Annotated in this window: 23 protein-coding genes; 10 read left to right on the top strand and 13 right to left on the bottom strand. The window is 58.1% G+C overall.

What is annotated here, in order from left to right:
- The first annotated feature begins 225 nt into the window (after window positions 1-225).
- Complete coding sequence (locus ACR0JE_RS07235; protein ID WP_480543752.1) at window positions 226-1,041, top strand: MlaA family lipoprotein; 816 nt, start codon at window positions 226-228, stop codon at window positions 1,039-1,041.
- A complete protein-coding gene (locus tag ACR0JE_RS07230) occupies window positions 1,031-1,639 on the top strand; it encodes an MlaC/ttg2D family ABC transporter substrate-binding protein (RefSeq protein ID WP_480826282.1) in 609 nt (202 codons plus the stop codon). Before ACR0JE_RS07235 ends, ACR0JE_RS07230 begins: the two co-directional genes overlap by 11 nt.
- Before the next feature lie 92 nt (window positions 1,640-1,731).
- Here ACR0JE_RS07230 and fliP read toward each other — a convergent pair whose 3' ends face one another.
- From fliP to fliF, 4 genes are read right to left on the bottom strand one after another with little or no spacing between them, the layout of a single operon-like run.
- On the bottom strand, window positions 1,732-2,463 hold the full coding sequence (gene fliP, locus ACR0JE_RS07225; protein ID WP_480543405.1) for a flagellar type III secretion system pore protein FliP: 732 nt from the start codon (window positions 2,461-2,463) through the stop codon (window positions 1,732-1,734).
- Window positions 2,463-2,750, bottom strand: a complete 288-nt coding sequence (locus tag ACR0JE_RS07220; RefSeq protein WP_353008733.1) for a FliM/FliN family flagellar motor switch protein — start codon at window positions 2,748-2,750, stop codon at window positions 2,463-2,465. The genes fliP and ACR0JE_RS07220 overlap by 1 nt, the downstream gene beginning before the upstream one ends.
- Entirely contained in the window at window positions 2,743-3,339 is a 597-nt protein-coding gene (locus tag ACR0JE_RS07215) for a FliH/SctL family protein (protein ID WP_480863669.1), read from the bottom strand. Before ACR0JE_RS07215 ends, ACR0JE_RS07220 begins: the two co-directional genes overlap by 8 nt.
- Entirely contained in the window at window positions 3,339-4,925 is a 1,587-nt protein-coding gene (gene fliF / locus ACR0JE_RS07210; RefSeq protein WP_480863668.1) for a flagellar basal-body MS-ring/collar protein FliF, read from the bottom strand. The genes ACR0JE_RS07215 and fliF overlap by 1 nt, the downstream gene beginning before the upstream one ends.
- A gap of 119 nt (window positions 4,926-5,044) precedes the next feature.
- Here fliF and ACR0JE_RS07205 point away from each other — a divergent pair, with 119 nt between their 5' ends.
- The 5 genes from ACR0JE_RS07205 to ACR0JE_RS07185 are packed head-to-tail and all read left to right on the top strand — an operon-like array spanning window position 5,045 to window position 9,675.
- Window positions 5,045-5,542, top strand: a complete 498-nt coding sequence (locus tag ACR0JE_RS07205) for a flagellar basal body-associated FliL family protein (protein WP_480863667.1) — start codon at window positions 5,045-5,047, stop codon at window positions 5,540-5,542.
- A gap of 9 nt (window positions 5,543-5,551) precedes the next feature.
- Window positions 5,552-6,043, top strand: coding sequence for a hypothetical protein (locus tag ACR0JE_RS07200; RefSeq protein ID WP_480863666.1), 492 nt, complete (start codon window positions 5,552-5,554; stop codon window positions 6,041-6,043).
- Window positions 6,043-6,627, top strand: a complete 585-nt coding sequence (locus ACR0JE_RS07195; RefSeq protein WP_480863665.1) for a MotE family protein — start codon at window positions 6,043-6,045, stop codon at window positions 6,625-6,627. The genes ACR0JE_RS07200 and ACR0JE_RS07195 overlap by 1 nt, the downstream gene beginning before the upstream one ends.
- Window positions 6,628-6,673: 46 nt before the next feature.
- Entirely contained in the window at window positions 6,674-7,543 is an 870-nt protein-coding gene (gene motA, locus ACR0JE_RS07190; protein WP_480863664.1) for a flagellar motor stator protein MotA, read from the top strand.
- Window positions 7,540-9,675, top strand: a complete 2,136-nt coding sequence (locus ACR0JE_RS07185) for a hypothetical protein (protein WP_480863663.1) — start codon at window positions 7,540-7,542, stop codon at window positions 9,673-9,675. The genes motA and ACR0JE_RS07185 overlap by 4 nt, the downstream gene beginning before the upstream one ends.
- Before the next feature lie 53 nt (window positions 9,676-9,728).
- Here ACR0JE_RS07185 and ACR0JE_RS07180 read toward each other — a convergent pair whose 3' ends face one another.
- Window positions 9,729-11,081 (bottom strand): MmgE/PrpD family protein, encoded by a 1,353-nt coding sequence (locus ACR0JE_RS07180; RefSeq protein ID WP_480863662.1) that lies wholly within the window; start codon window positions 11,079-11,081, stop codon window positions 9,729-9,731.
- Complete coding sequence (locus tag ACR0JE_RS07175) at window positions 11,078-13,519, bottom strand: GcvT family protein (RefSeq protein ID WP_480863661.1); 2,442 nt, start codon at window positions 13,517-13,519, stop codon at window positions 11,078-11,080. The genes ACR0JE_RS07180 and ACR0JE_RS07175 overlap by 4 nt, the downstream gene beginning before the upstream one ends.
- Window positions 13,520-13,851: 332 nt before the next feature.
- Here ACR0JE_RS07175 and ACR0JE_RS07170 point away from each other — a divergent pair, with 332 nt between their 5' ends.
- Window positions 13,852-14,181 (top strand): hypothetical protein, encoded by a 330-nt coding sequence (locus ACR0JE_RS07170; RefSeq protein WP_480551020.1) that lies wholly within the window; start codon window positions 13,852-13,854, stop codon window positions 14,179-14,181.
- Window positions 14,182-14,184: 3 nt separating this feature from the next.
- Here the strand turns inward: ACR0JE_RS07170 and ACR0JE_RS07165 are convergent, their stop codons facing one another.
- A complete protein-coding gene (locus tag ACR0JE_RS07165; protein ID WP_170533896.1) occupies window positions 14,185-14,697 on the bottom strand; it encodes a potassium channel family protein in 513 nt (170 codons plus the stop codon).
- 65 nt (window positions 14,698-14,762) lie between these two features.
- On the bottom strand, window positions 14,763-15,668 hold the full coding sequence (gene trhO / locus ACR0JE_RS07160; RefSeq protein ID WP_480863660.1) for an oxygen-dependent tRNA uridine(34) hydroxylase TrhO: 906 nt from the start codon (window positions 15,666-15,668) through the stop codon (window positions 14,763-14,765).
- 97 nt (window positions 15,669-15,765) lie between these two features.
- Between trhO and pncA the strand changes: the two genes are divergently transcribed.
- Window positions 15,766-16,359 (top strand): bifunctional nicotinamidase/pyrazinamidase, encoded by a 594-nt coding sequence (gene pncA, locus ACR0JE_RS07155; protein WP_480863659.1) that lies wholly within the window; start codon window positions 15,766-15,768, stop codon window positions 16,357-16,359.
- Here the strand turns inward: pncA and ACR0JE_RS07150 are convergent.
- Window positions 16,356-16,889 (bottom strand): hypothetical protein, encoded by a 534-nt coding sequence (locus ACR0JE_RS07150; protein WP_480543430.1) that lies wholly within the window; start codon window positions 16,887-16,889, stop codon window positions 16,356-16,358. The two genes, pncA and ACR0JE_RS07150, sit on opposite strands and share 4 nt — an antisense overlap.
- Before the next feature lie 165 nt (window positions 16,890-17,054).
- On the opposite strand from ACR0JE_RS07150, the gene pncB reads away from it, so the two are divergent.
- Window positions 17,055-18,347 (top strand): nicotinate phosphoribosyltransferase, encoded by a 1,293-nt coding sequence (pncB, locus tag ACR0JE_RS07145; RefSeq protein ID WP_480543432.1) that lies wholly within the window; start codon window positions 17,055-17,057, stop codon window positions 18,345-18,347.
- Here the strand turns inward: pncB and ACR0JE_RS07140 are convergent.
- From ACR0JE_RS07140 to ACR0JE_RS07125, 4 genes are read right to left on the bottom strand one after another with little or no spacing between them, the layout of a single operon-like run.
- Window positions 18,344-19,795 carry an aldehyde dehydrogenase family protein gene (locus ACR0JE_RS07140; protein ID WP_480863658.1) on the bottom strand — a complete coding sequence of 484 codons (1,452 nt, stop codon included), beginning with the start codon at window positions 19,793-19,795 and terminating at the stop codon, window positions 18,344-18,346. The genes pncB and ACR0JE_RS07140 overlap by 4 nt on opposite strands.
- A 35-nt stretch (window positions 19,796-19,830) precedes the next feature.
- Window positions 19,831-21,429, bottom strand: a complete 1,599-nt coding sequence (locus ACR0JE_RS07135; RefSeq protein WP_480863657.1) for an ABC transporter ATP-binding protein — start codon at window positions 21,427-21,429, stop codon at window positions 19,831-19,833.
- Complete coding sequence (locus tag ACR0JE_RS07130) at window positions 21,426-22,241, bottom strand: ABC transporter permease (RefSeq protein ID WP_480863656.1); 816 nt, start codon at window positions 22,239-22,241, stop codon at window positions 21,426-21,428. The genes ACR0JE_RS07135 and ACR0JE_RS07130 overlap by 4 nt, the downstream gene beginning before the upstream one ends.
- Window positions 22,238-23,185 carry an ABC transporter permease gene (locus tag ACR0JE_RS07125; RefSeq protein ID WP_480551004.1) on the bottom strand — a complete coding sequence of 316 codons (948 nt, stop codon included), beginning with the start codon at window positions 23,183-23,185 and terminating at the stop codon, window positions 22,238-22,240. The genes ACR0JE_RS07130 and ACR0JE_RS07125 overlap by 4 nt, the downstream gene beginning before the upstream one ends.
- Window positions 23,186-23,202: the final 17 nt, after the last annotated feature.

Raw genomic sequence — 23,202 nt, 5'->3', positions numbered from 1 at the left:
AGGAAACTGGCATTTTTGAACGTGGCGCTTATCTGGGCATAACTTCTCTTATTCCGCAGTGTTGAAGCGATGTCACTTTACCGCGCGCAGGCAGACGCGTTAAACGCTGGATGTTTCAATTTGGACCTGAAACATTTATGTGACCAAGACTTGTGCCAACGCGGCACTATTATCGATTTAATATCTGGCAATCATGGGCCGGATTACTTTGGAGTAGCAAAGACCGTGTTGAGCAGATTGCGCCTGAAACACCTTGTTGTGCTGTCCCTGTTGCCGATCCTGACCGCCTGCGCCACGCAGCCCCCGGAACAGGCCGCCCGGGGTGAGGTGTTCGATCCTTACGAAAAGACCAACCGGGGCATCCACAAGTTCAATCTGGGTGTTGACCGGTTCCTGTTCCGCCCGGCCTCGAAAGGCTATGTCAAAATCGTCCCTGATCCGATGGTGACCAGCTTCAGCACCTTTGCCGAGAATATCTCGCTGCCGGGTCAGGCCGTCGACTATCTGCTGCAAGGCAATCCAAAACAGATGGGCAACGCCCTGTTGCGTTTTGTTGTGAACATGACAGTAGGCGGGTTTGGTCTGTCCGCACCCGCTGATGAGCTGAACCTGCCGCCCGTGGATACGGATTTCGGCGAAACGCTACATGTCTGGGGATTTGGTGAGGGCGCCTATGTCGAGCTGCCGTTCTACGGCCCCTCAACAACCCGCGATGCGGTAGGCGTTGTGGTCAACCTGTTCTCGAACCCGATCAACTTTACCCCCACACGCCCCGCCGACAACCTTGGCGTTTATGCCGAGATCGTGCGCCGCATGGGCGACCGGGGGCGGTTCTCGGATACGGTTGACTCGATCCTGTATGAAAGCGCCGACAGCTATGCACAGGCCCGCCTGATCTATTTGCAAAATCGCCGCTTTGAACTGGCGCGCGATGATGAGGATGCCTATCTGGATCTGTACTCCGATCCCTATGCTGAAATCGGAACCGACCCTGTCAGGGACCCCTATCTAGACCCTTACGAGGACCCCTATGCCGAGTAAATCTTTGAACCGACGTCATTTTGTTTTCACCGGCCTGACCGGATTGGCGCTGACTGCGCTACCTGGATCCGCCTTTGCCCAGACCGAAGCAAGCGCCAAGGCGCTGGTGAATAGTGTTGTGGCCGAGATCAACCGCGTGATCGCGTCCGGCAAATCTGAAAGCGCCATGCTGCGCGATTTCGAAAAAATCTTCGTGCAATATGCCGATGTTCCGATCATGGCACGCTATGCCCTTGGGGCCGATGCGCGCACTGCTAGCCCAGCACAGCTGAAACAGTTCACCAACGCCTTTCAGGGCTATATCTCGCGCAAATACGGTCGCCGATTCCGAGAGTTCATCGGCGGCCAGGTCGATGTGCGAAACGCCCGCAAAATCCGCGCCGGTTACGAGGTCAGAACACGGGTGAAGTTGCAGGGTTCCTCCCCGTTCGAGGTTACCTTTCTGGTGTCGAACAAATCCGGGCGCGACAAGTTCTACAATATGTTCATCGAAGGCGTGAACCTGCTGTTGACCGAACGGACCGAGATCGGGGCAATGCTGGACGCGCGTGGTGGCAATCTCAACCAGCTGATCAAAGATCTGAACCGGACCGCTTAAATTTCGGTTTCGTATGCAAGGGGCCGCGTTACCCGTGGCAATGCGGCCCTTTTGTTATGATTGACACCGGGCCCTTCATTTTCCAGGCCCGCCTAGGGCATGTAACTACGCACAAGCGCACTGGCGATCAGCGCCCAACCATCTGCAATCACAAAGAACGCCAGCTTGAAAGGCAACGAGACGATGGCCGGGGGCACCATCATCATACCCATCGACATCAGCACCGCCGCGACAACCAGATCAATGATCAGAAACGGTAGGAAAATCAGAAAGCCGATCTGAAAGGCCCGCGCAATCTCGGACAACATGAACGACGGCATCAGGACAGACAGCGGAGCCTCAGGCGATAACTCCATCGCTTCACCCCCTGGTCTCAGCGCCGCCATGGCTTGAAATGTATCTACATCCAGACGCGCAGCCATGAAGGCCCGAAACGGTTGCAAGGCGCGTTCGAGAGCGGGTTCCACTTCCATCGTTTCGTCGATCATCGGGCGTATTCCGGCGCTCCAAGCTTCGGTAAAGACCGGGTCCATGATGAAGTAGGTGAGAAACAGGGCCAGGCTGACAATCAGCATATTCGGTGGTGATTGCTGCAATCCGATCCCCTGCCGCAAAATCGACAACACCGTGATCAGGAAGGGGAAACAGGTGATCATGATCGCCAGTCCCGGCGCAAGGCTGAGCACCGTGATCAAAAGGATCAATTGGATGGTGCGCGCCGAGATCGATTCTCCGTCACCCAGCGACAGGCTCAGGTCTTGCGCGACGACCAGCGACGGTGTCAGCACCGCTGCAACAAGCACCAGCCCGATCAGAAGGCGCATCAGCCGATCCCGTTCTGCAAATCTGCGATTTCCGTCAGGCGTACGGCCAGTTGTCCGGCCTGATCACCTTCCATCTCTTCCAGCAGGCCGCGCGCAACCAGTTGATCGCCAACATACAAATCCACCGGGTCTTCGATCCGTTTATCCAAGGTCAAAACAGCGTTTTCGCCCATGTTCAGCAAATCGCGGATCAACGGACGGGCACGACCCACTGAGACCGTAACCTCAATCGGGACCGCGTCGAACGGGCTGGCTTTTTCGGGTTTCTGAATCTGGGGATCACTCATTTTCCAATGCCTCTCTGGCTTCAAATAGATATGCTTCAAAGGCTCGCGCGACCGAGGCAAGAACCGCGCCGCAATCCACCTCACTGCGCGAGATACCTACTTGCAGGCGGGCCCGTCCCGGCTGCAAAGCGGGATCTTCGATGACTTTTGGGGGCGAGCTGAGAGCTGCCGGCAACATCGCTTCAACCTCGGCTGCGCGGCCCTCGGGAACCATGATGTGCATGGGCTGACCAACCTGCGCGCGGGCCATTTCGGTCAAATGCTCAACAACTTGCGCAGCAAATCCACGATCGATCATCTCGGGCAAAACCAGCCGCGTCAGGCTGTCGAACATCGGTTCCAGAGACAGGGACATCCTGGTGACCGCTTCGGTGTAAGTGAACGACATGTCTTCAAGTGATTTCCCCAATTCAGACGAGATTCGCCCACGGCTTTGTTCCTGCGCCTGCGTCGCGTCCTCCCATCCCGCACCGTAGCCTTGTTCGAAGGCCGCAAGGCGCTGTTCTTCCAGGGCGTCTTCGTCCAGCAGATGAACCTGACCGCCTCCGGCAAGTATGGTGAAATCTTCAAGAAGATGGGCGATCGACATCAGACACGCTCCTCACCTTCTTCCAACCAACTGCGCAGGATCTCAACCGTTTCCTCCTGCTTGTCGCCAATCATCGCGCGCAAACGATCCACAGGGTCTTGCGATTGATCTAGGCCGATTGCGGGCACGTCGGCTTGCGCAGCCAAAGGTGCGAACTCTGACATACCATCAGGGGCAATCTCACCCGTCAGCACCTGCGCATTCTCGGCCTCAACATCCCCGCTCGCCGGCAGCAAGGCGGGCACGACCGCAGGTTTCATCAGGATCGGGCGAATGACAAACAGGGCCAAAACCAGTGAGACCGCCGCCAGAACCGCCATTTGAACCAGAGACATCGCATCCAGATGAACGTTCTGAAACATCGATGCGGATACCAGGGTGCCTTGCGGTTCAACCACCGGTAAATCCAGCGATTTCAAGGTGATGACATCTCCGCGCTCGGCGTCGAAGCCCACCGCCGACGCAACAAGTTCCTTCAATGCGTCCAACTCGGCCTGCGGAAGTGGCGCAAAACTTTCGGCCCCTGCAGCATCGACCACGCGTGTGCCATTGACCAGCACAGCAACCGTCAGGCGTTTGACAGCGCCGGGCGCGGTATGCACTTCAAGCTCGGTTTCTGAAACCTCGTAGTTCACCCGCTCACGGGTCTGAGTCGCATTCGAGTTCGATTCGTCGCCACCAGCGCCATCACCATCGGGCAGGTTCGAGGCCACCGTTACATCCGACGACTGGTTGCGGGCGCTGTCCGAACGCTCTTCAACATCGGTGCTGATAGCAACGCGGCCTTTGGGATCAAAACGTCGTTCGCGGATCGATTCGGTTTTGGTCACGGTATCCACGCTGACCTCGACAACCGCGTTGCCCGCGCCGACGCGCGCCTCAACCAGGCGCAAAACACGCTCACGAAGCTGACGCGATTTGTCATCGGCCGTTTCCGCAGCCACAGCAGTCTCCTGCCCTCCGATCACCGCGCCCTTCGAATCGATCACCGCCACGTTTTCCGGGGCCAGCCCGCTGACGGCTGAAGAAACAAGAAACCGGATGGCCTTGGCCTGATCACCGGTGATCTCAGCCCCGGTCGACACCAGATAAACCGATGCAGTTGGGGCCACGCTGCGTTGAAACGGGTTTGCGGATCCGTTGGCAATATGTACGCGCGCTTGGCTGACATGGGGGCTGCCGACAATCGTGCGCGCAAGCTCACCCTCTTTGGCGCGCCAATAGGCGGCATCAAACATCTGAGAGGTGGTGCCAAATCCGCTCAGCGAATCGAGCAATTCGTACCCGCGATTGCCATTTGCAGGCAGGCCTTCGCTGGCCAGGGTCATCCGCAGCTCATCCCGTTGCCCGCCCGGCACATAGATGGAGCCCCCGCGAATCTCATACGGTACGCCGCGCTGATCCAGCGAGCGGACGATATCACCCGCTGCCCCGCTTTCCAGCCCTGCATAAAGCAGGGTCATCGACGGCGCGGATGCCAACCGCGACATGCCCAATATCCCCAGAAACACCAGTACAACTGCACCAGCAACGATGATTTGTTTTCGCCTGTCCAAACTTGCCCAGACAGTTCCGATCTGCTGCACGCTCACCTCCGACTCGCCGACATTCTGCCCGGCGCGTTCTCTGTTTGGACCATTGCCCTTAACAATCGGTTAGTCCCTGGCGGGTTATGACGGATTCACAACGGATGGATGAGGACGCCATGACCGACGCAACGGCAGAAGAGGCAGAAGCGCCTGAGAAAAAGGGAAAAAAGGGCCTGATGATCGGGCTGATTCTGGCCGTCGCCGGCGCGGCGGGTGGATATTTTTTGACCACATCAGGCATTCTACCTTTCGGTGCAAAATCCGAGGAGACATATGCCGAAGGTGACAAGGGCGACACCAAGGTCGAACCGCTTGCGGATGTGGGATTCGTAAATCTTCCGCCCGTGGTCATCTCTTTGACCGAAAGCCAGGCGCGTCATTTGAAATTTCACGCACAGCTCGAAGTTAACGCTCCGTACATCGCTGATGTGGAAAAAATGCAACCACGAATCATGGATGTGCTGAACGGCTATCTACGCGCGGTCGAGGTATCGGATCTGGAGGATCCGATGGCTTTGACCCGGATCAGAGGGCATCTGCTGCGGCGCATCGAAATTGTCACCGGGGAAGGTCGGGTACGCGATGTTCTGGTCATGGAATTTGTGCTGAATTAGGAGGCGAAATTGGAGCTCATTGCGGATATTTTGCTGGTCGCGGGTGCGCTGGGTGCAGGGCTGTATTGTTTTGTTCTGTCGCGCCGGCTCCGACGGTTTACCGATCTTGAAAAGGGCGTAGGCGGCGCTGTTGCGGTGCTGTCTTCGCAGGCAGATGAGTTGAAGAAATCCCTCGACAGCGCGCGCGAAGCTTCGGATCAGTCAGGCGAGTCGCTGAAGGGGTTGACCGAGCGTGCCGAAAGCGTGGCGCAACGCCTGGAGCTGATGATGGCATCAATGCACGATGTGATTCCTGCGGAGGATACCAAGCCCGAGGTGGCTGACATTGCGGAACCGCCGGTTGGGTCCAGGCCGCAGTCTGAAGCGGAAGACGATTCCGCCGAAGCCATCGTGGAGTCGTCTGACGGGCAGCCCGAAGACAAACCGGACGAGGCCCCAACCAAGGCGCCCGAAGGGCTGATGTTTTTCCGCCATGGCCGAAACATGAATGAGGCCACCTGATGCGCGCCAACACTACGGATAAAGGGCAAAATCGCCCGCGCGCGGGGGTGTTGACGGTCATCTCGCTGTTGATGATCGGATCAGCGGTTATTCGTGTCGGGCTGGAAGCCGGCCCAGCGCTGGCAAAGTCCACCAACGCCGAACAGGCCGAAAAGAAACCCGTAAAGACTGAGACGCGCGATGTTGAAATTCTTCTGGCCGAACTATTGCGCCGTGAAGAACGCGTAAAACAGCGCGAAGACAAGATTATGGAAAAGGAAAAGGCGCTGGAAATTGCCAATGAGGCCATCGACATGCGCCTCGCCACTTTGCAAGAGGCCGAAGAGTCACTGCGTGCGACCCTGGCTGTGGCAGACAAAGCCGCCGAAACGGACCTGACCCAGCTGACAGATGTCTATCAGAACATGAAACCGAAAGACGCAGCCGCGTTGTTTGAGACAATGGACCCAACCTTTGCGTCCGGCTTTCTGTCGCGCATGCCGTCCGAGGCTGCGGCGAGCATACTGGCCGGTCTCAGCCCGGATGCAGCCTATACCATCAGCGTCGTGATGGCGGGTCGCAACGCGACCGCACCACAGGAATAGACCCCATGGACAGCACATCTGCCCGGAACATGTCTGGAGATCGCAAATGATTGGAATTGTTGGAATTGTCGTCATTTTTGTGATGGTTTTCGGTGGCTATCTTGCAGCCGGTGGCAAGATGACGATCATCCTGAAATCGCTGCCCTACGAGATGATGATGATCGGCGGTGCCGCTGTCGGGGCCTTTCTGATCAGCAACGATGCCGGTGGCATCAAACACACGATCAAAGACATGGGCAAAGTCTTCAAAGGGCCGAAATGGAAACCTGAGGATTACCGCGATCTGCTCTGCCTTTTGTTCTCGCTCATCCGCATTGCGCGCGCGAACCCGGTTGAGGTGGAGCAACATATCGAAGACCCCGAAAGCTCAAGCCTGTTTTCTGCCTACCCCAAGATTCAATCCGACAGAGAGGCGGTGGACCTGATCTGCGACACGATGCGCTCTGCCGCCATGAACTATGACGACCCGCATCAGGTGGAAGAAGTGCTGGAAAAACGGATGGAGGCGAATTTTCACCACGCCATGCATTCGAGCCACGCGTTGCAAACCGTTGCAGATGGCCTTCCGGCCTTGGGCATCGTTGCTGCGGTTCTGGGGGTCATCAAGACCATGGGCTCGATTGATCAACCCCCCGAAGTGCTGGGTAAGCTGATCGGCGGCGCGCTGGTTGGAACCTTTTTGGGCGTCTTCCTCGCCTATGGTCTGGTGGGGCCGTTTGCAGGCAAGTTGAAAAACGTGGTCGAAGAGGACAACCATTTCTACCAACTGATAAAAGAGGTTCTTGTCGCCAATCTTCACAACCACAACGCAGCCATGTGTATCGAGGTCGGACGGCAGAACACGCCTACACATAATCGCCCCGATTTCACCGAGTTGGAAGATGCCTTGAAAGAGTTGAAGCAGGCGGCGGCATGACCCGGCTTGTCACGCTGGTATTCGCACTGATCGCCTGGGGGACCTGGGCATCGTCACAAGAGGTGACTGTTCGCTCTGGCGAGCATGATGGATACACACGCCTTGTGTTCACTGTGCCACCAAACACAGGTTGGGTTGTGAAGCACCGCAAAGGCGGGGCACGTTTGATCGTCGATCTGGACGATGTGACCTACAAGACCGGAGGTGTGTTCAGTCGGCTGACAACAAACCGCCTCGCCTCTTTGTCGCAGAAACAGCCGGGCGATGGGCTGGAACTGGATTTTGGCTGCGACTGCGTTGCTTCTGCATTTCTCTATCGCGACTCGATGATCGTTCTGGATATTGCACCCGGCGCGATACTGCCGCCTTTGCTGGCCAATATCCCGCCACCCCAATCCATACCGAAGCCTGACCTTTCGTCCCACCCTAACGCGCCAGAAGTCATAGAGTTGCCTTCGCTGCCCCTTGGCGGGCAGAGTTTCAAAGACCAACTCTCGACGCGTCTGTTGCAAGGGGCGGATCGGGATGTGCTGGATCTGAATCTTGCTACTATCGGGCCAAGGCGACAGCGCGCGCTGCAGGCACTGCCTTTGACGGGTGGTTTGAGCTCGAATATGGAGCTTTCAACCGCATTGGATGAACTCAACGCGCTGCTGGGTTCCGAATTCCCGCAGATCGAAGCCAAACCTGCCTGTTTCACAAGCGTTGAGCTTGGATTTGAAACCTGGGCAAATGACCGACCTTTCCAGGATCAGGTCGCACAGCTGCGCGTAGAGCTGTTTCAGGAGTTCGACAGGCTGGACGCAGATCGCGCTTTGGCTTTGTCCAAGCTTTATGCCTATTACGGTTTTGGCACGGAATCCCTTCAAGTGCTCGGTCTTTCGGGCTTGCAAAGTGATGAGGCTCAACAGGTTGCAGCAATTGCAAACATCGTTGACGATCAACAGTTTCCCCAGCGCAGCCCATTTCACGGCCTGCAGCGATGCGACAGCGATGCCGCGCTTTGGGCTGCACTTGCAGAGCGGGAACTGACAACCGATGCACGCGTTGAGGCAATCGAACAAAGCTTTGTCCGCTTGCCCGACCATCTGCGCCGCAGCCTGGGGCCCCGGCTATCCTCTATTCTGGTTGAAGCAGAACAACTTGAAGCCGCGCGGCGGGTCTTGCGGTCGGTAGAGCGTGTTGAACTGGAGGCAACTCCTTCACTCTCCAACGCCAAGGCCGAGGTGGCTTATGCCGAAGGGGATGGCCCATCAGAAGAAAGCCACTTGTCGGACGTGATCAGGGCACCCGAAGCCTCGACCGAGGCGCCGCTGGCCTTGGCGCGATTGGTTGAAAAACGATGGAACGATCGAGGGGCTGTTTCTCTGCAGGAACTGGATCTCGCCGCCGCCTATGCGATCGAATATCGCCAAACCGAAATGGGGCCAATGATGGCCCGAACACATGTGGTTGCACTTGGTCTTATGCAGGAATTCGAACAGGCCTTTGAGCTGATCGACACATTGTCGGATAGCACAGAAGATCCTGCCCTGCTGGACCGACATCTGCAATTACTGGCAGAACGCGCCGATGACTTAACATTTTTGCGGCAGAGCCTCTCTCTCTCACAGCCACAGAAGGATGCGGTTTCGACCGATACAGCCATCGCCCTGTCCACGCGGTTGACAAAGCTGGGGTTCGGCACTCAGGCGGCGGCACTGGCCAACCGCGGCCAAGACCGCGCGAGGCGCGCGGAACGGGCGCTGCTAAGGGCGCAGGCAGCGTTGCAGGTTGGTCGCCCCTATCAGGCGGTGCTGGAGTTGGCCGATGATCCATCAGAGGCCGCCAATGCTTTGCGGATCGAGGCGATGATCGCCAGCCGCGATTTTGCCAACGCCGCAGCTTTGTTGCAGGAGGTCGGCGATGTGCAGGCCGCAAACAGATATTACTGGTTGGCAAATTTGCCAGACCGAGCCGATGTGGATTCGAACGGAAAGTTCGCTGAGTTAAATGCGACAACGCAAGCACTGGCGGACGCACCTGAACGCATCGAGGACAAACCCTTGGCAGATGCTGTGAACCTGCTGGATGAAAGTGCTCAGGCACGCGCAAGAATCGCTGCTTTGCTTGAGATCGTTGAAACAGAATAGACCAACGCAGCGACGCCAATTGCGGTCTTAATTCTATGAGCTTAGGAAATAGACTATGGCGCTGGTGGTTCATACAGAAGCGCAGCCAAATCCGAATAGCGCGAATGCGGATCGGTCCAGCTCAATATCGCGTCGCGGATGGCCTCGGCGCGATCCATGCCCACCACAGGCTTAGCGAATTCCATGTATTTCGCAATTACGTCTGATCGCGAAAACGGCGCTTCGGGGCCGCCCCGGGCATGGATATCACCTGAATGAAGAAGCCGCCCATCCATCGTGGCAATCTCAACATCGGCCCAGCGCCCCTTGGGGAAACGCGCGGTGTGCCGCTCAACTTCCGCAACCTGAATACGGGACATGAACTCAGCAACCTCTGGATCAGAAAGGCCGGGCCCTGAAATATGCTCAACCCCGATCCGACCATGGAGTGCATAAACAGCCACCGCAAAAGGCAAAGAATACTGTGCTTGAGATGTCGTCTGAGGGATGCTCGAATACAGACAGGCCGCCTGATGAAAGCTGTTCACCTGTAAGGTCGCAATTTGGTTCGGGCGCAAATCGTGTTCGATCATCACCGCTCGCGTTGCATCGATGGCCGCATGGGCCCATCGGCAGATGGGATAGGGTTTCACATATTGATGCTCGACCTGCCAGAAGGTCCCTAGATCTGACCAATGCGATGCCGCTTCATCGGATTCGATGGTGATGGCCGGGGCTCCGGTGAACCCGCGCTCGGCCAGCACGGCGGCGGACAGACCAACCAATGCGCCCCAGCCTGACCCGTCATGCAGCATGGTTGGGTTTGCAATCTCGCGCATCATCTGGCTGCGGGGTCCATGGTATTCGGCGATGCCCATGGCTTGCCGCAGTTGTTCAGCACTTTGCCCCCGCATGCGCGCGGCCATGGCCGCGACACCCAAAGCATTCCACGCGCCTGATGTGTGATAGTCAGTGACGCTGTCATGCAGCGATATTCCGGCCCGACCGGCAATTTCATAGCCTGTGATCACCGCTGCCAAAGCCTCGAGGCCTGACAGATCGGGGCGATGTTCAGCCAAAGCCACCAGAGTGGGCAAAACGACCACGCCAATATGACCCTTGGTAGGGTTATAGCCATCATGGCCGTCCAGATTATCGGTTTGAGTCGCGGCCGCATAAGCCGCACCTGCCAGACTGACCGCGCGGCCATCAAACATCATGCGGGCGCTGAACGCTGGATCAGTGCTGGCATACAATAGGGCCGCGGCATCGCGCGCGATCACGCCCGCCTCCATCGGTCCCGCCGCGATCAGAATGCCCATCGTGTCCAGCATCATCAGCGCCGCAGCCTCTTGCGCGCTGTTCGGCATGTCGGCAGCCGCCCGCATCAGCGCAAAATCGGCAACGCGGGCGAAGCTGTTGGTCACGCCGCGCCCTCCATCACCGGTTGTACATCACGCAGTCGGCGGCCTGCCGGGTCAAACGGGGGCTCTGACAGGATCTTCGCTTTGTGCGGTTTGCCGAGGATGAAAACCTCAACCGTATCGCCTGGCTTGGCCACTTTCGGGTTCGCATAGCCGATCGCCAGCGACTTCCCGACCGAATAGCCGTATGCGCCCGAGGTCACGCGGCCCACCGGCGTGCCATCCGGGGCAAAGATCGGCTCACCCCCGCTGGCGTCGGCATCTGCGGCGTCAACCTCGAAGTTCGACAGGACCTCACGCGCGGCATTGTCCTTGATGGACAGATACGCGTCTTTGTGCAGGAAGTCCTTGTCCAGCTTAATCAGGCCCGCAAGGCCAACCTCTTGCGGCCAGTATTCCTGAGAATATTCGCGCCCCCAGGAACCATAGCCCTTTTCGATCCGCAGCGACCCCAGCGCGCGGCCGCCAACCGGGCCGCCGCCATGGTCCTTCGCGGCCTCCAAAAGCGCTGAATAGAGCCTGATTTGGTCGGATTCAGCACAATGCAGCTCCCACCCCAGATCGCCCGTAAAGCTGACACGGATCGCCAGGCAGGTAACGCCTGCGACTTCGATGGTTTGCGAGCGCATGAAGCGGAACGCCTCGTTCGACAGGTCCGCGTTGGTCAGGCGTTGCAGGACATCGCGGGATTTCGGACCGGCCACGTTGAATCCGGCGATCCGGTCGGTCGCGACGTCCAGCGTGGTACCGTCGGGCAGGTCGACCATGTTGAAGAAACGCTGGTGATAGCGCTCGGCCATGCCCGAGCCGATCATCATATATTCGTCTTCGGCAACCTTGGTGATGGTGAAATCCCCGGCCACACCACCGCGCACCGAGATCAAAGGGGTCAGGCAGGACCGCCCGACCTCGGTCGGGACACGATTGGCGACCAGACGATCCAGCCAATCATAGGCGCCGGGGCCCTTGATCACGTAATTGGCAAAGTTCGAGATATCGATCACGCCGACCGCGTCCCGCAACATCTGAACTTCACGCCCGACCGGCTCCCACCAGTTCTGGCGGGTGAAGCCGTTGGTTTCGACCGTGCCGGGCTGGTCGGCAAACCACAGCGGATGTTCCCAGCCGCAGTTCAGGCCGAACACGCAGCCCATATCCTTTTGCATCTCATAGGCCGGGCGCACGCGAGCGGGGCGACCGGCGCTGCGTTCCTCGTTCGGGAAGTGGATGGCAAAGCGATGCGAATACTGATCTTCGACCCGCGCCTTGGTGAATTTCTTGTCGGCCCAATCGCCAAAGCGGGCCAGATCCCAGGCAAACATGTCATATTGCGGCTCACCCTCGATCATCCATTGTGCTGCCAGCAGGCCCAGACCGCCGGATTGCGAGAAGCCGGGGATGATACCGGTGCAGCAGAAATAGTTCTGTAGCTCGGGCACCGGGCCCCAGATCGCGTTGGAATCCGGCGACCAGATCATCGGGCCGTTGATGACGCGTTTGACGCCCGCGGTGGCGGCAACCGGAACACGTTCGGTGGCGCGGATCACGTTTTCCATGATCCGATCCAGATCGTCGGGGAAAAGATCATGCGCGAAATCCAGCGGCGTGCCGTTTTCGGCCCAGAACCGCATGTCTTTCTCATAAGCCCCGATCAGCAGGCCATTGCCTTCCTGCCGGAAGTAATACTCGCCATCCCGGTCGGCGATTGAGGGCAGACGGCGGCCCATACTGGCCACTTCGTCGATGGATTCCGTGACAAAATACTGGTGCTCGGTCGGTTGCAGCGGCAATTCGATGCCCGCCAAAACCGCGACCTCGCGCCCCCACAGGCCCCCGGCATTGACCACCCATTGCGCGCGGATGTCACCCTTTTTGGTCCTCACGATCCAAGAGCCGTCGGGCTGCTGTTCCGTCCCTATTACGGGGCAAAACCGCTCAATCGTGGCTCCCATGGCACGCGCCCCAGCGGCATAAGCCATGGTCACACCGGACGGATCGACGTTGCCGCCTTCGGGTTCGTACATGATGCAGCGGATATCATCGAACTGCGCCAGCGGATGCAGTTCTTTTGCCTGTTCCCGGCTGATTTCATAGAAGTTCAGACCGTAGAACCGCGCCTTAGCCTCTTGCAAGCGCAACTGATGTTCGCGGTCTTCGGTTTGGGCCAGGTACAGCGAACCCGGTTGAAATACACCGCAACCCTGGCCGGTTTCCTTCTCCAGCTCTTTATACAGATTCATCGTATAGTGCTGGATGCGCGTGACGTTGTTATTATCATGCAGCCCGTGGATATTGGCCGCCGCATGCCAGGTCGAGCCGGATGTCAGCTCATCCCGCTCCAGCAGAACAACATCTGTCCAGCCAAGCTTGGCCAGATGATAAAGGATTGAACAACCGACTAGGCCCCCTCCGATAACGACGGCCTGTGCGTGGGTTTTCATGAGATCTCTCCTAAAAAATCGGGCGCTGCCTGCGGGGCAGGTTTCAACAAGAGTCAGCCATAGGTTGGAATGGGCATATGTTCTGTTCCCGACGCGAAATGTCGGGAACAGGGCTTTCTTAACATGAGTTTAACTCAACCCAATTGAATCCTTTATGATATTTTGAAAGCTTCAGGATTATGTGGAGTAACCCTGTGAACCTTTTGGATACGGACCAGTCACACAGGGTTGAGTTGGAGGAAAAGCGCCGAACAACACACCAAACCCCACAGAATACTTGAAATATTTGGTTAATGTTCTATTTATGTTCTACATAGTCAGAGGACAAGCCGATGGCCCAGCACATCCGAAATTCGGCTCTGGGTGAGCCAAGCAACGATTATCACCTGCTTCCGGTAACAGACCGGCAGATGCGGTATGCCCGTGCGATTGCAGAGCAATCTGCGCTGGAAATCCCCGTAGATGTGCAGCGAGACCGCAAGATGCTGTCGGATTGGATTTCAGCGCACAAGCCCCGCGTAACCTCGCAATTCGACAATTACCCAACTGGCAAGCAGGTCGCCTTTGCCGAGCGTATCTCGCGCAGCAAACGTCGACCTATCCCATCTGAGTGCTTCCATGACAAACGGATGATGTCGCGCTGGATTGACCAGAACAAATAGGCTCTAACCTTGGCTATTTGGGCTGTGGTTGCGTGCATAGATCGCAACCGCGGCCGCCACAAACATACCCAGCAGGATATAGCCCGTGACCGCTTCGGCCGCAGCAAGTGCGCGGCACAGTCCGACTGGGGACATATCGCCATAGCCGACGGTGGTGAAGGTGACATACGAGAAATACAGGATGTCCGCAGGCCCCTGCGCGCCGATCACGCAATTGTCGTTATAGCCAAAGGCGCCATAGACCGCGGCAAACAGGAATGGCACGACTTGAATGAAGGACACGCCCATCAGCAGCAACAGCCGCCGGGGGGATTTCACCTGGGTCACATAGTACCACGATTGCGAGGCGATCCAGATCAACAGACCCACTGAGGCGAAAGAGCCGATTGTATCGCCAGCGGTCGCATCACTGAGGCGCGACAGGCCATACCACGCCAGAAAACTGGCAATCACCAAACCCAATGCGGCCAGCAGGGTCGATTTCCACTCTTCCAGAGTTTTGGGTTCACGATGCATTGAGGCTCCGTCCCGCTGGTATGCCCCTGATCATCTGTCTTAAGGGGCGGACCCGCAAGCTGAATTTAGCTCGAACCCAGGTGCTCGAACCCACGTTTGCGTGCCAACAAAATCTGCTTTTGCCGTTCACGAAACCGGGCCTTATCCGCCTCAGTCGTTTCATCGACGCACCGATGACAAGCCACGCCATGCTCGTATTCAGGGCGTTTCATATCTTCAGGCAGGATCGGGCGGCGGCAGGCATGGCACAGACGGTGCGGCCCCTCAACCAGCCCATGACCGACCGAAACACGGTTGTCGAACACAAAGCATTCGCCCTGCCAGGTGCTGTCTTCGGCAGGCATCTCTTCGAGATAGCGCAGGATGCCGCCTTTCAGGTGATACACATCCTCGACCCCCTGCCCCAGCAGATAGTTGGTGGATTTCTCGCAACGAATGCCGCCGGTGCAAAACATGGCCACGCGTTTGTTGTGAAAGCGGTCCTTGTTTTCCTCCCACCAAGCCGGGAAATCACGGAAACTGGCGGTTTCAGGGTCTATTGCACCCTCAAACGTACCGATTGCCACCTCATAGTCGTTGCGTGTGTCGATCACCACCACATCGTCCGAGCGGATCAAATCGTTCCATTCCTCCGGCTCAACATAGTTGCCGACACGGGCCCGAGGGTCCACATCCGGTTGGCCCATGGTCACGATCTCTTTCTTCAGCCGCACCTTCATCTTGCCGAATGGCGGATGGTCTGCGGTTGCCTCTTTCCACTCGAGATCCGCACATCCAGGCAGCGCCTTTATATGCCCCAGCACTGCATCAATCCCAGCACGAGGACCCGCGATAGTGCCGTTGATCCCTTCCTGCGCCAGCAGCAGCGTGCCCTTGACCGATTGGGCGCGGCACAGGTCCAGCAACGGATCCCGCAAGGCGGCGTGATCCGGAAAGCGGGTGAAGTGATAGAGAGCAGCGATCGTGTACATGCGCGCGGTCTAAACCCGCAGGCGCAGAGTCGCAAGAGACCGCATTGACGGCCAGCCCCCGCCCGCCTACCGATAACACATCAAAGGAGGCCCCCAGATGACCCATGCCCTAATCGTAATTGACGTCCAGAATGATTTCTGCCCCGGGGGTGCGCTGGCCGTTGCGGGCGGGGACGAGGTCGTGGCACCGATCAATGCCATTATGGATGATTTCGACGCGGTGATCCTGACGCAGGATTGGCATCCTGCAGGTCATTCCAGCTTTGCCAGTTCGCACCCGGGCAAAGCCCCGATTGAGCTGATCGATATGCCCTATGGCCCGCAGGTCCTGTGGCCCGATCACTGCGTTCAGGGTACGGATGGTGCCGCGTTTCACCCCGGTCTGCGCACCGATGCCGATCTGATCATCCGCAAAGGGTTTCGCAGAGCAATCGACAGCTATTCTGCCTTTTTTGAAAACGACCGTGAGACGCCGACAGGGTTGAAAGGCTATCTTGACACACGTGGGTTGTCGAAGGTCACCTTCGTCGGGTTGGCTACGGATTTCTGCGTTCATTACTCTGCCGTAGATGCCGCGCAGCTGGGGCTGGATGTGACCGTTCGGCTGGATGCCTGTCGCGGGATCGATATGGACGGGTCGATGGCAGCGGCTGAGCAGGCGATGCGGACCGCAGGGGTGGTTCTAATTTAGGGTGTCGAGGTCCCGGTCGCCTCAAGGAACTTGAACAGAACAAACAGAATGACGGCCAGCCCTAGGGCAAAGCCAATGCGGCCCGGCACTGCTCGCCGTCTGGTTCGGTTTGTCGGCATTGGCTCGGGCGCGGGGGCAATCATAACAGGCTGCACGATCCCCTGCACTGGCCGCGCGCGTTTCACATGCGCCAGGAACTGCAAAAGATCGAACTCACCACTGTATTCACCCTGAACGCCCTGGTTTTTGATGTTGGCAAACAGCACTTGCAAAATCTGGTCGCGGTCAGCCTTATCTGCGGGCGAGTATACATCGGGCGCAATTCCGCTGTCATGCGCGGCCAGCTCGAACCCCGCATCCTGAAATATCTTGCGAATCTTGGGCGACGCCCCGCGCAATGCATCAGACGTCTTCACATCCCGAAACATCGCCACCGGGCGAACCCCATCTTTGGTCTCGCCCGAAAGTGTTTCAAATGTTTGATCGTCTGATGCTGTTCTTAAAATATCAAAGTCGTATCGAAGACTCATTCACAACTAACAACCTTATCTTTCCATCCCGCACCCTCACTAATCGGTGATCCAATCAAACAATATGCCCGCTTTGTGGCGTCAAACGGGCATTGTCACCAAATCAGCGACTCTTGCTATTCGTCGTGCCGATTGATCTAACAACGGAAATCGCAGGAGTTCCCCATGGTCGATATTGCGACCCGTGTTTACAATCACAAATGGAAAATCGATCCGATTGTGCGGTCTTTGATCGATACGGATTTCTACAAACTGCTGATGTGCCAGTCAGTGTTTCGTAACAAGCCTCAAACAAATGTCGAGTTTTCACTGATAAACCGCTCGAATCACGTGCCATTGGCGCGCCTGATCGACGAAGGCGAACTGCGCGAACAGCTGGACCACATCCGCTCGCTCAGCCTCAGCCGAGGGGAAAGCACCTGGCTGCGGGGCAACATGTTTTACGGCAAACGGCAGATGTTCCGCTCGGACTTCATGGAGTGGTTCGAAAACATGCGTTTGCCGCCCTACCACCTGGAGCGTAAGGGCGACCAATACGAACTGACTTTTGAAGGAAAATGGCATGAGGTCATGCTGTGGGAAATCCCTGCTTTGGCCGTGCTGATGGAACTGCGATCCCGCGCGGTATTGAACCACATGCGCCGGTTCGAGTTGCAGGTTCTTTATGCCCGCGCCATGACCCGGGTGTGGGAGAAGATTGAACAGCTCAGCACCATTCAAGGCCTTGGGATCGCGGATTTCGGAACCCGTCGGCGGCACTCGTTCCTCTGGCAAGACTGGTGTGTTCAGGCGATGATCGAAGGATTGGGCCCGGCTTTCACCGGCACCTCGAACTGCCTGATCGCCATGCGGCGCGAGGTCGAGGCCATCGGTACCAACGCCCACGAATTGCCAATGGTCTATTCCGCTTTGGCCGATACGGATGAGGCGCTGGCTCAGGCCCCCTATGACGTTCTCAGCGACTGGCATGAAGAACATGACGGCAATCTGCGCATCATTCTGCCAGACACCTACGGCACTAAGGGATTTCTGGACCGCGCGCCCGATTGGCTGGCGGGCTGGACTGGGATTCGTATCGACAGTGGCGACCCTGCTGAAGGGGCCGAAGTGGCCATCGACTGGTGGAAGTCCCGTGGAGAAGACCCAACGCAGAAACGGATCATCTTTTCCGACGGGCTGGACGTCGACAAAATCAAGGAACTGCACGCGCAGTTTGTCGGGCGCACCAACATCTCATTTGGGTGGGGCACCTTGTTGACCAATGATTTCCGCAGGCTTGTGCCGAACGACGCTCTCGCGCCGTTCTCGCTGGTTTGTAAGGCGGTGTCGGCCAATGGGCGGCCAACGGTCAAGCTGTCGGACAACCCGGAAAAAGCGATGGGTCCAGCCGATCAGATCGACCGATACAAGCGGGTGTTTGGTGTCGGTGCTCAGAAGGCAATTGAGGTGATTGTTTAGCCGTGAAACGCCGCCACCGTCTTGAGTTGTGAAAAGCCATACAGCGCCTCGAACCCTTTTTCGCGGCCGTGTCCGGATTTTCCGACCCCTCCAAACGGAAGCTCCACGCCGCCGCCCGCACCGAAATTGTTGATGAACACCTGACCCGAGCGCAGGCGCTTCGCCAACCGCATCTGCCGCCCGCCATCGCGGGTCCAGATGCTGGCGACAAGGCCATAATCGGTACTATTTGCTATAGTTAGAGCCTGTTCTTCGGTTTCAAACGGGATCAGAACTTGAACTGGACCAAAAATCTCATCCTGCGCCAGAACGTGATCAGCGGGCACGTCAGCGAACAAAGTTGGTTGGACATAGGCACCTGTCTCTGGCGCATCCGGAGTGATCTGCCCTCGCGCGGCTATGGTCAAATCCTCTCCCTTCGCTAGAAATCCCGAGACGATGGATTTCTGCCGATCCGAGATCAACGGACCCACTCGCAGGTCCTCCATTGCTGGCCCAACAGTCAAATGGCCATAAGCCTCAGTCATCCGCGCCTTGACCTGATCATAGACCCCACGCTGCACCAAAATGCGGGACGAGGCCGAGCAGGTTTGCCCGGCATTCTGAATGCCCGCATTTACGAGAAACGGCAGAGCCGCGTCCAAATCAGCGTCATCAAACACCAACTGCGGTGATTTTCCGCCGAGCTCCAACGTCACAGGGACTGCATTGCGCCCCGCTGTCTGCTGCACCAAAGCCCCGGTCGCAACCGATCCGGTGAACGAGATATGATTGACGCCCGGATGCCCGGACAGCGCGGCCCCAGCCTCGGCCCCCAAACCGGGCACAACATTCAGTGCGCCAGCGGGCAGCCCAGCCTCGGTTGCCAGATGCGCAAAGGCCAGTGCGGTCAGGCACGCCTCTTCCGCCGGTTTCAACACGCAGGCATTGCCCATGGCCAGCGCGGCCCCGACTGAGCGGCCAATGATCTGCATCGGGTAGTTCCACGGCACGATATGGCCCGTCACGCCATGCGGCTCGCGCAGCGTATAGACGGTGTAGCCATCCAGATACGGGATGGTCTCGCCCATCACCTTATCTGCGGCACCGCCATAAAACTCACAATACCGCGCCAGGGCCACGGCATCCGCCCTTGCCTGCGTCAGCGGTTTGCCAACGTCCTTCGCCTCCAAGACGACCAGATCCTCGACACGGTCCAGAACCAACCGACCTAAACGACTTAGAATGCGCCCACGCTCGAATGCAGGCATTCGGCCCCATTTGCCATCTAGTGCAGCGCGGGCTGCCACGACAGCAGCGTCGATATCCGATGCTCCACCGCGCGCGATCTGGCAGATTTCGGAACCATCGGACGGGTTGACCAAGGGCAACGATTGAGCGGTGACCGGCGATTGCCACGCACCCCCGATCAAACAGAGGCTGGGATCAAACCATATCGCATTGGTCATATCTAACTCCTATTTCGGCTCTAACACGGGGAAAATCACGCAGCACCCACTCCGATCTCCGGCAACTGCGGCGCAGCAGAAATCAGCTTTTGTGTGTATGGATGGCGCGGATTGGTGAAGACCTGCTCGGTCTCGCCCTGTTCAACGATCTTCCCGGCCTGCATGACCATCACCCTGTCCGTGATCGTGCGCACGACGCTCAGATCGTGGCTGATGAACAGATAAGTCAGATCATAGGCGTCACATAGTTCAGCCAGCAGGTCCAGAATCTGCGCCCGGACCGAGACGTCGAGGGCCGAGACCGCCTCGTCAAACAGGATCAGTTCCGGGCGGATGATCAGCGCGCGGGCAATTGCAATGCGCTGCCTTTGACCGCCCGAAAATTCGTGGATGTACTTGTCCGCATCCTCTGGGCGCAGCCCGACGGCGGTCAACATTTCGGCAATGCGATCCTGCCGCTCGCCTCCAGTCGGAGGGATTTCGAGTAAATGAAATGGTTCGGTAATCAGGCGTGCAACCCGGTGGCGCGGGTTGAAACTGCCATAAGGGTCTTGAAACACCACCTGCATCTTGCGCCGCACGGCCGGATTAGGCTTGTGACCGGAGAACACCTGCTGACCATCCAACCGGATGTTACCGGATTGAACCTCTTCCAATCCCAAAATCGCCCGTGTTAGGGTCGATTTTCCACATCCGGACTCCCCTACCAGACCCAGCCGCTCACCCCGGTTGAGGGTGAAGCTGACCTGATCCACGGCACGGGTATAGCCGGGCGCATCGAACAGGCCCTTGCGAGGTAGGCGATAGTCACGGACCACTTGCGTGATCTCTAGCAACGGTTGTGGTTGTTTTGCATCAGGCAAAGCCACCTGATGGTTCGACGCCTCAAACAGCATCCGGGTATAGGGGTGCTGCATGTTGCGCAGAAGATGGTCCGTTGCACCGCTTTCGACAACTTCGCCATGGCGCATCACGACGATCTGATCCGCCATATCGGCGACAACGGCCAGATCATGGGTGATCATCAGCAGGCCCATGTCGTATTCGGTCACCAAGCCCCTGAGCAAATCCAGAATCTGCGCCTGAGTGGTCACATCCAGCGCCGTTGTCGGTTCATCCGCGATCAGCAGTTTAGGGCGCAAGGCAATCGCCATGGCAATGACCACGCGCTGACGCTGACCACCGGACAGTTCATGCGGATAGCGGGACAGGGGGAAGCGATCAGAAGGCAGCCCAACTCGGGCCAATACCTCTTCCGCCCGCTCCCGCGCCTGCGCAGGAGGCATCGCCTTGTGAATCAGAATCGTCTCCATCACCTGATCACCGATGGTCTTGACCGGGTTCAGAGCGGTCATCGGTTCCTGAAACACCATCCCGATCGAGGCACCGCGCAAGGCACACATCTCAGCCTCGGGCCGGTTCAGGATTTCCTGCTTGTCCAGCAGGATCGAGCCATCACTTTCCGCCCCATCGGGCAACAACTGCATCACAGCCAGCGCAGTCATCGATTTGCCCGAGCCGCTTTCCCCGGTTACAGCAACGATCTGCCCCGGTGCAATCGACAAGCTGACCTGTTTCAAAATTTCGACCCCGTGAATGCCGAGCGACAGATTTTCGATCCGCAACAAACTCATGCCCGCGCCACCCTGATACGCGGGTCCAGCCAGTCGCGCAGGCCATCACCCAGCAGGTTCAGCCCCAGCACCGTCACAATGATTGCCAGACCTGGAATCAGAGCCAAATGCGGGGCAAAACTGACCATCGTCTGCGCATCGGCCAGCATCCGGCCCCAGCTGGGCGTTGGCGGCTGCGCGCCCAGACCGACATAAGACAGGCCCGCCTCGGCCAGAATGCCAAGGCTGAACTGGATCGTCCCCTGCACGATCAGCAGATTGGCCACGTTGGGCAGGATATGCTCCGCCGAAATCCGCGCCGCGCCCTTGCCCGAGACACGGGCGGCGAGGATGAACTCACGCTCCCACAGGGACAGGGCCGCCCCTCGGGTGATGCGGGCGAAGACGGGGATGTTGAAAATGCCGATGGCGATGATCGCATTGATCGCGCCCGCACCGAACACGGCGGTGATCAGGATGGCGATGACCAAAGAGGGGAAAGCAAAGACCAGGTCATTGCCGCGCATGATGACCTCATCCAGCCACGAGCCTTTGCGCGCGGCCGCCGCCAGGCCCAGCGGCACGCCCAGCGCCATGCCAATCCCCACGGCGACCAGCGCCACCGCAATCGACGTCCGCGCACCGACCATGATCATCGAGAACATGTCGCGCCCGAAGTGATCGGTGCCGAACCAATGCTGCGCGCTGGGCGGTTGCAGTTTTTCAGGGATGTTGAGCGCCGCAAAATCATACGGCGTCCAAACAAAAGACACCAACGCCGCCAGCAAAACCAGCGACGACAACACCGCGCCGAGGATCAGGTTGCGGCTCATGTCCGGCTCCTCAGCCGCGGGTCAACGGCGGCATAAGCCAGATCGACCAGAAAGTTCACCGTGATGACAGCGAAGACCAGAAGCATCACCACCGATTCCACCACGATCAGATCACGGGCCGAAATCGCCTGAAACACCAACCGCCCGAGACCGGGCAGATAGAAGACCTGCTCGATAATGATCGACCCGGCCAACAAGAACGAAAACTGCAGCCCGATGATCGTCAGCACCGGGATCAGCGCGTTTCGCACCCCGTGTCGCCACAGCGCCTGACGACGCGACAGCCCTTTGGCGCGGGCCGTGCGCATGAAATCTTCGCCCAGTATGTCCAAAAGCGAGGATCGCATCACCCGCGCCAGAATGGCCGCTTGTGGCAAGGCCAGGGCAATCGCGGGCAGGGTCAGGGAATGCAGCCCGGCCCAGAATCCGTTGTCCCAGCCAGCAAACCCGCCCGCATTGAACCAGCGCAGGTTTATGGCAAAGATCAGGACCAGCATCATCGCAAACCAGAAATTCGGCACCGCGATGCCTAGCTGTGTTGCTCCCATCACCGTCAGATCACCCGGTTTACCGCGGCGCGCAGCGGCATAGATGCCTGCGGGAAAGGCGATCAGGGTCGACAAACTCAGTGCATAAAGAGCCAGTGGTAAAGACACCCACAGCCGATCCGCGATCATCTGTGAAACAGGCGTGCGATAGGTGTACGAGGTTCCGAAATCCCCTTTCAGCATCCCACTAACCCAGTTGAAGTAGCGCTGGGTCTTGGACATGTCCAAGCCCAACTCGGCCCGCAGCGCAGCCAATGTGTCGGGCTGCGCATTGACCCCCAACATGAACGAGGCCGGATCACCCGGCGCCACCTCGATCACCGCAAAGATGACGACCGAGGCTATGGCAAGGCTGATCACAAGCGAGAGCAGTCGTTTGAGCGCATAACGTAGCATTGTGGGCAGGTTAAGTG

It is taken from the genome of Ruegeria sp. H3 (genome assembly GCF_056533095.1).
The sequence above is the reverse complement of the archived record's forward strand: the minus strand, read 5'-3'. Positions and strand labels throughout refer to the sequence as shown.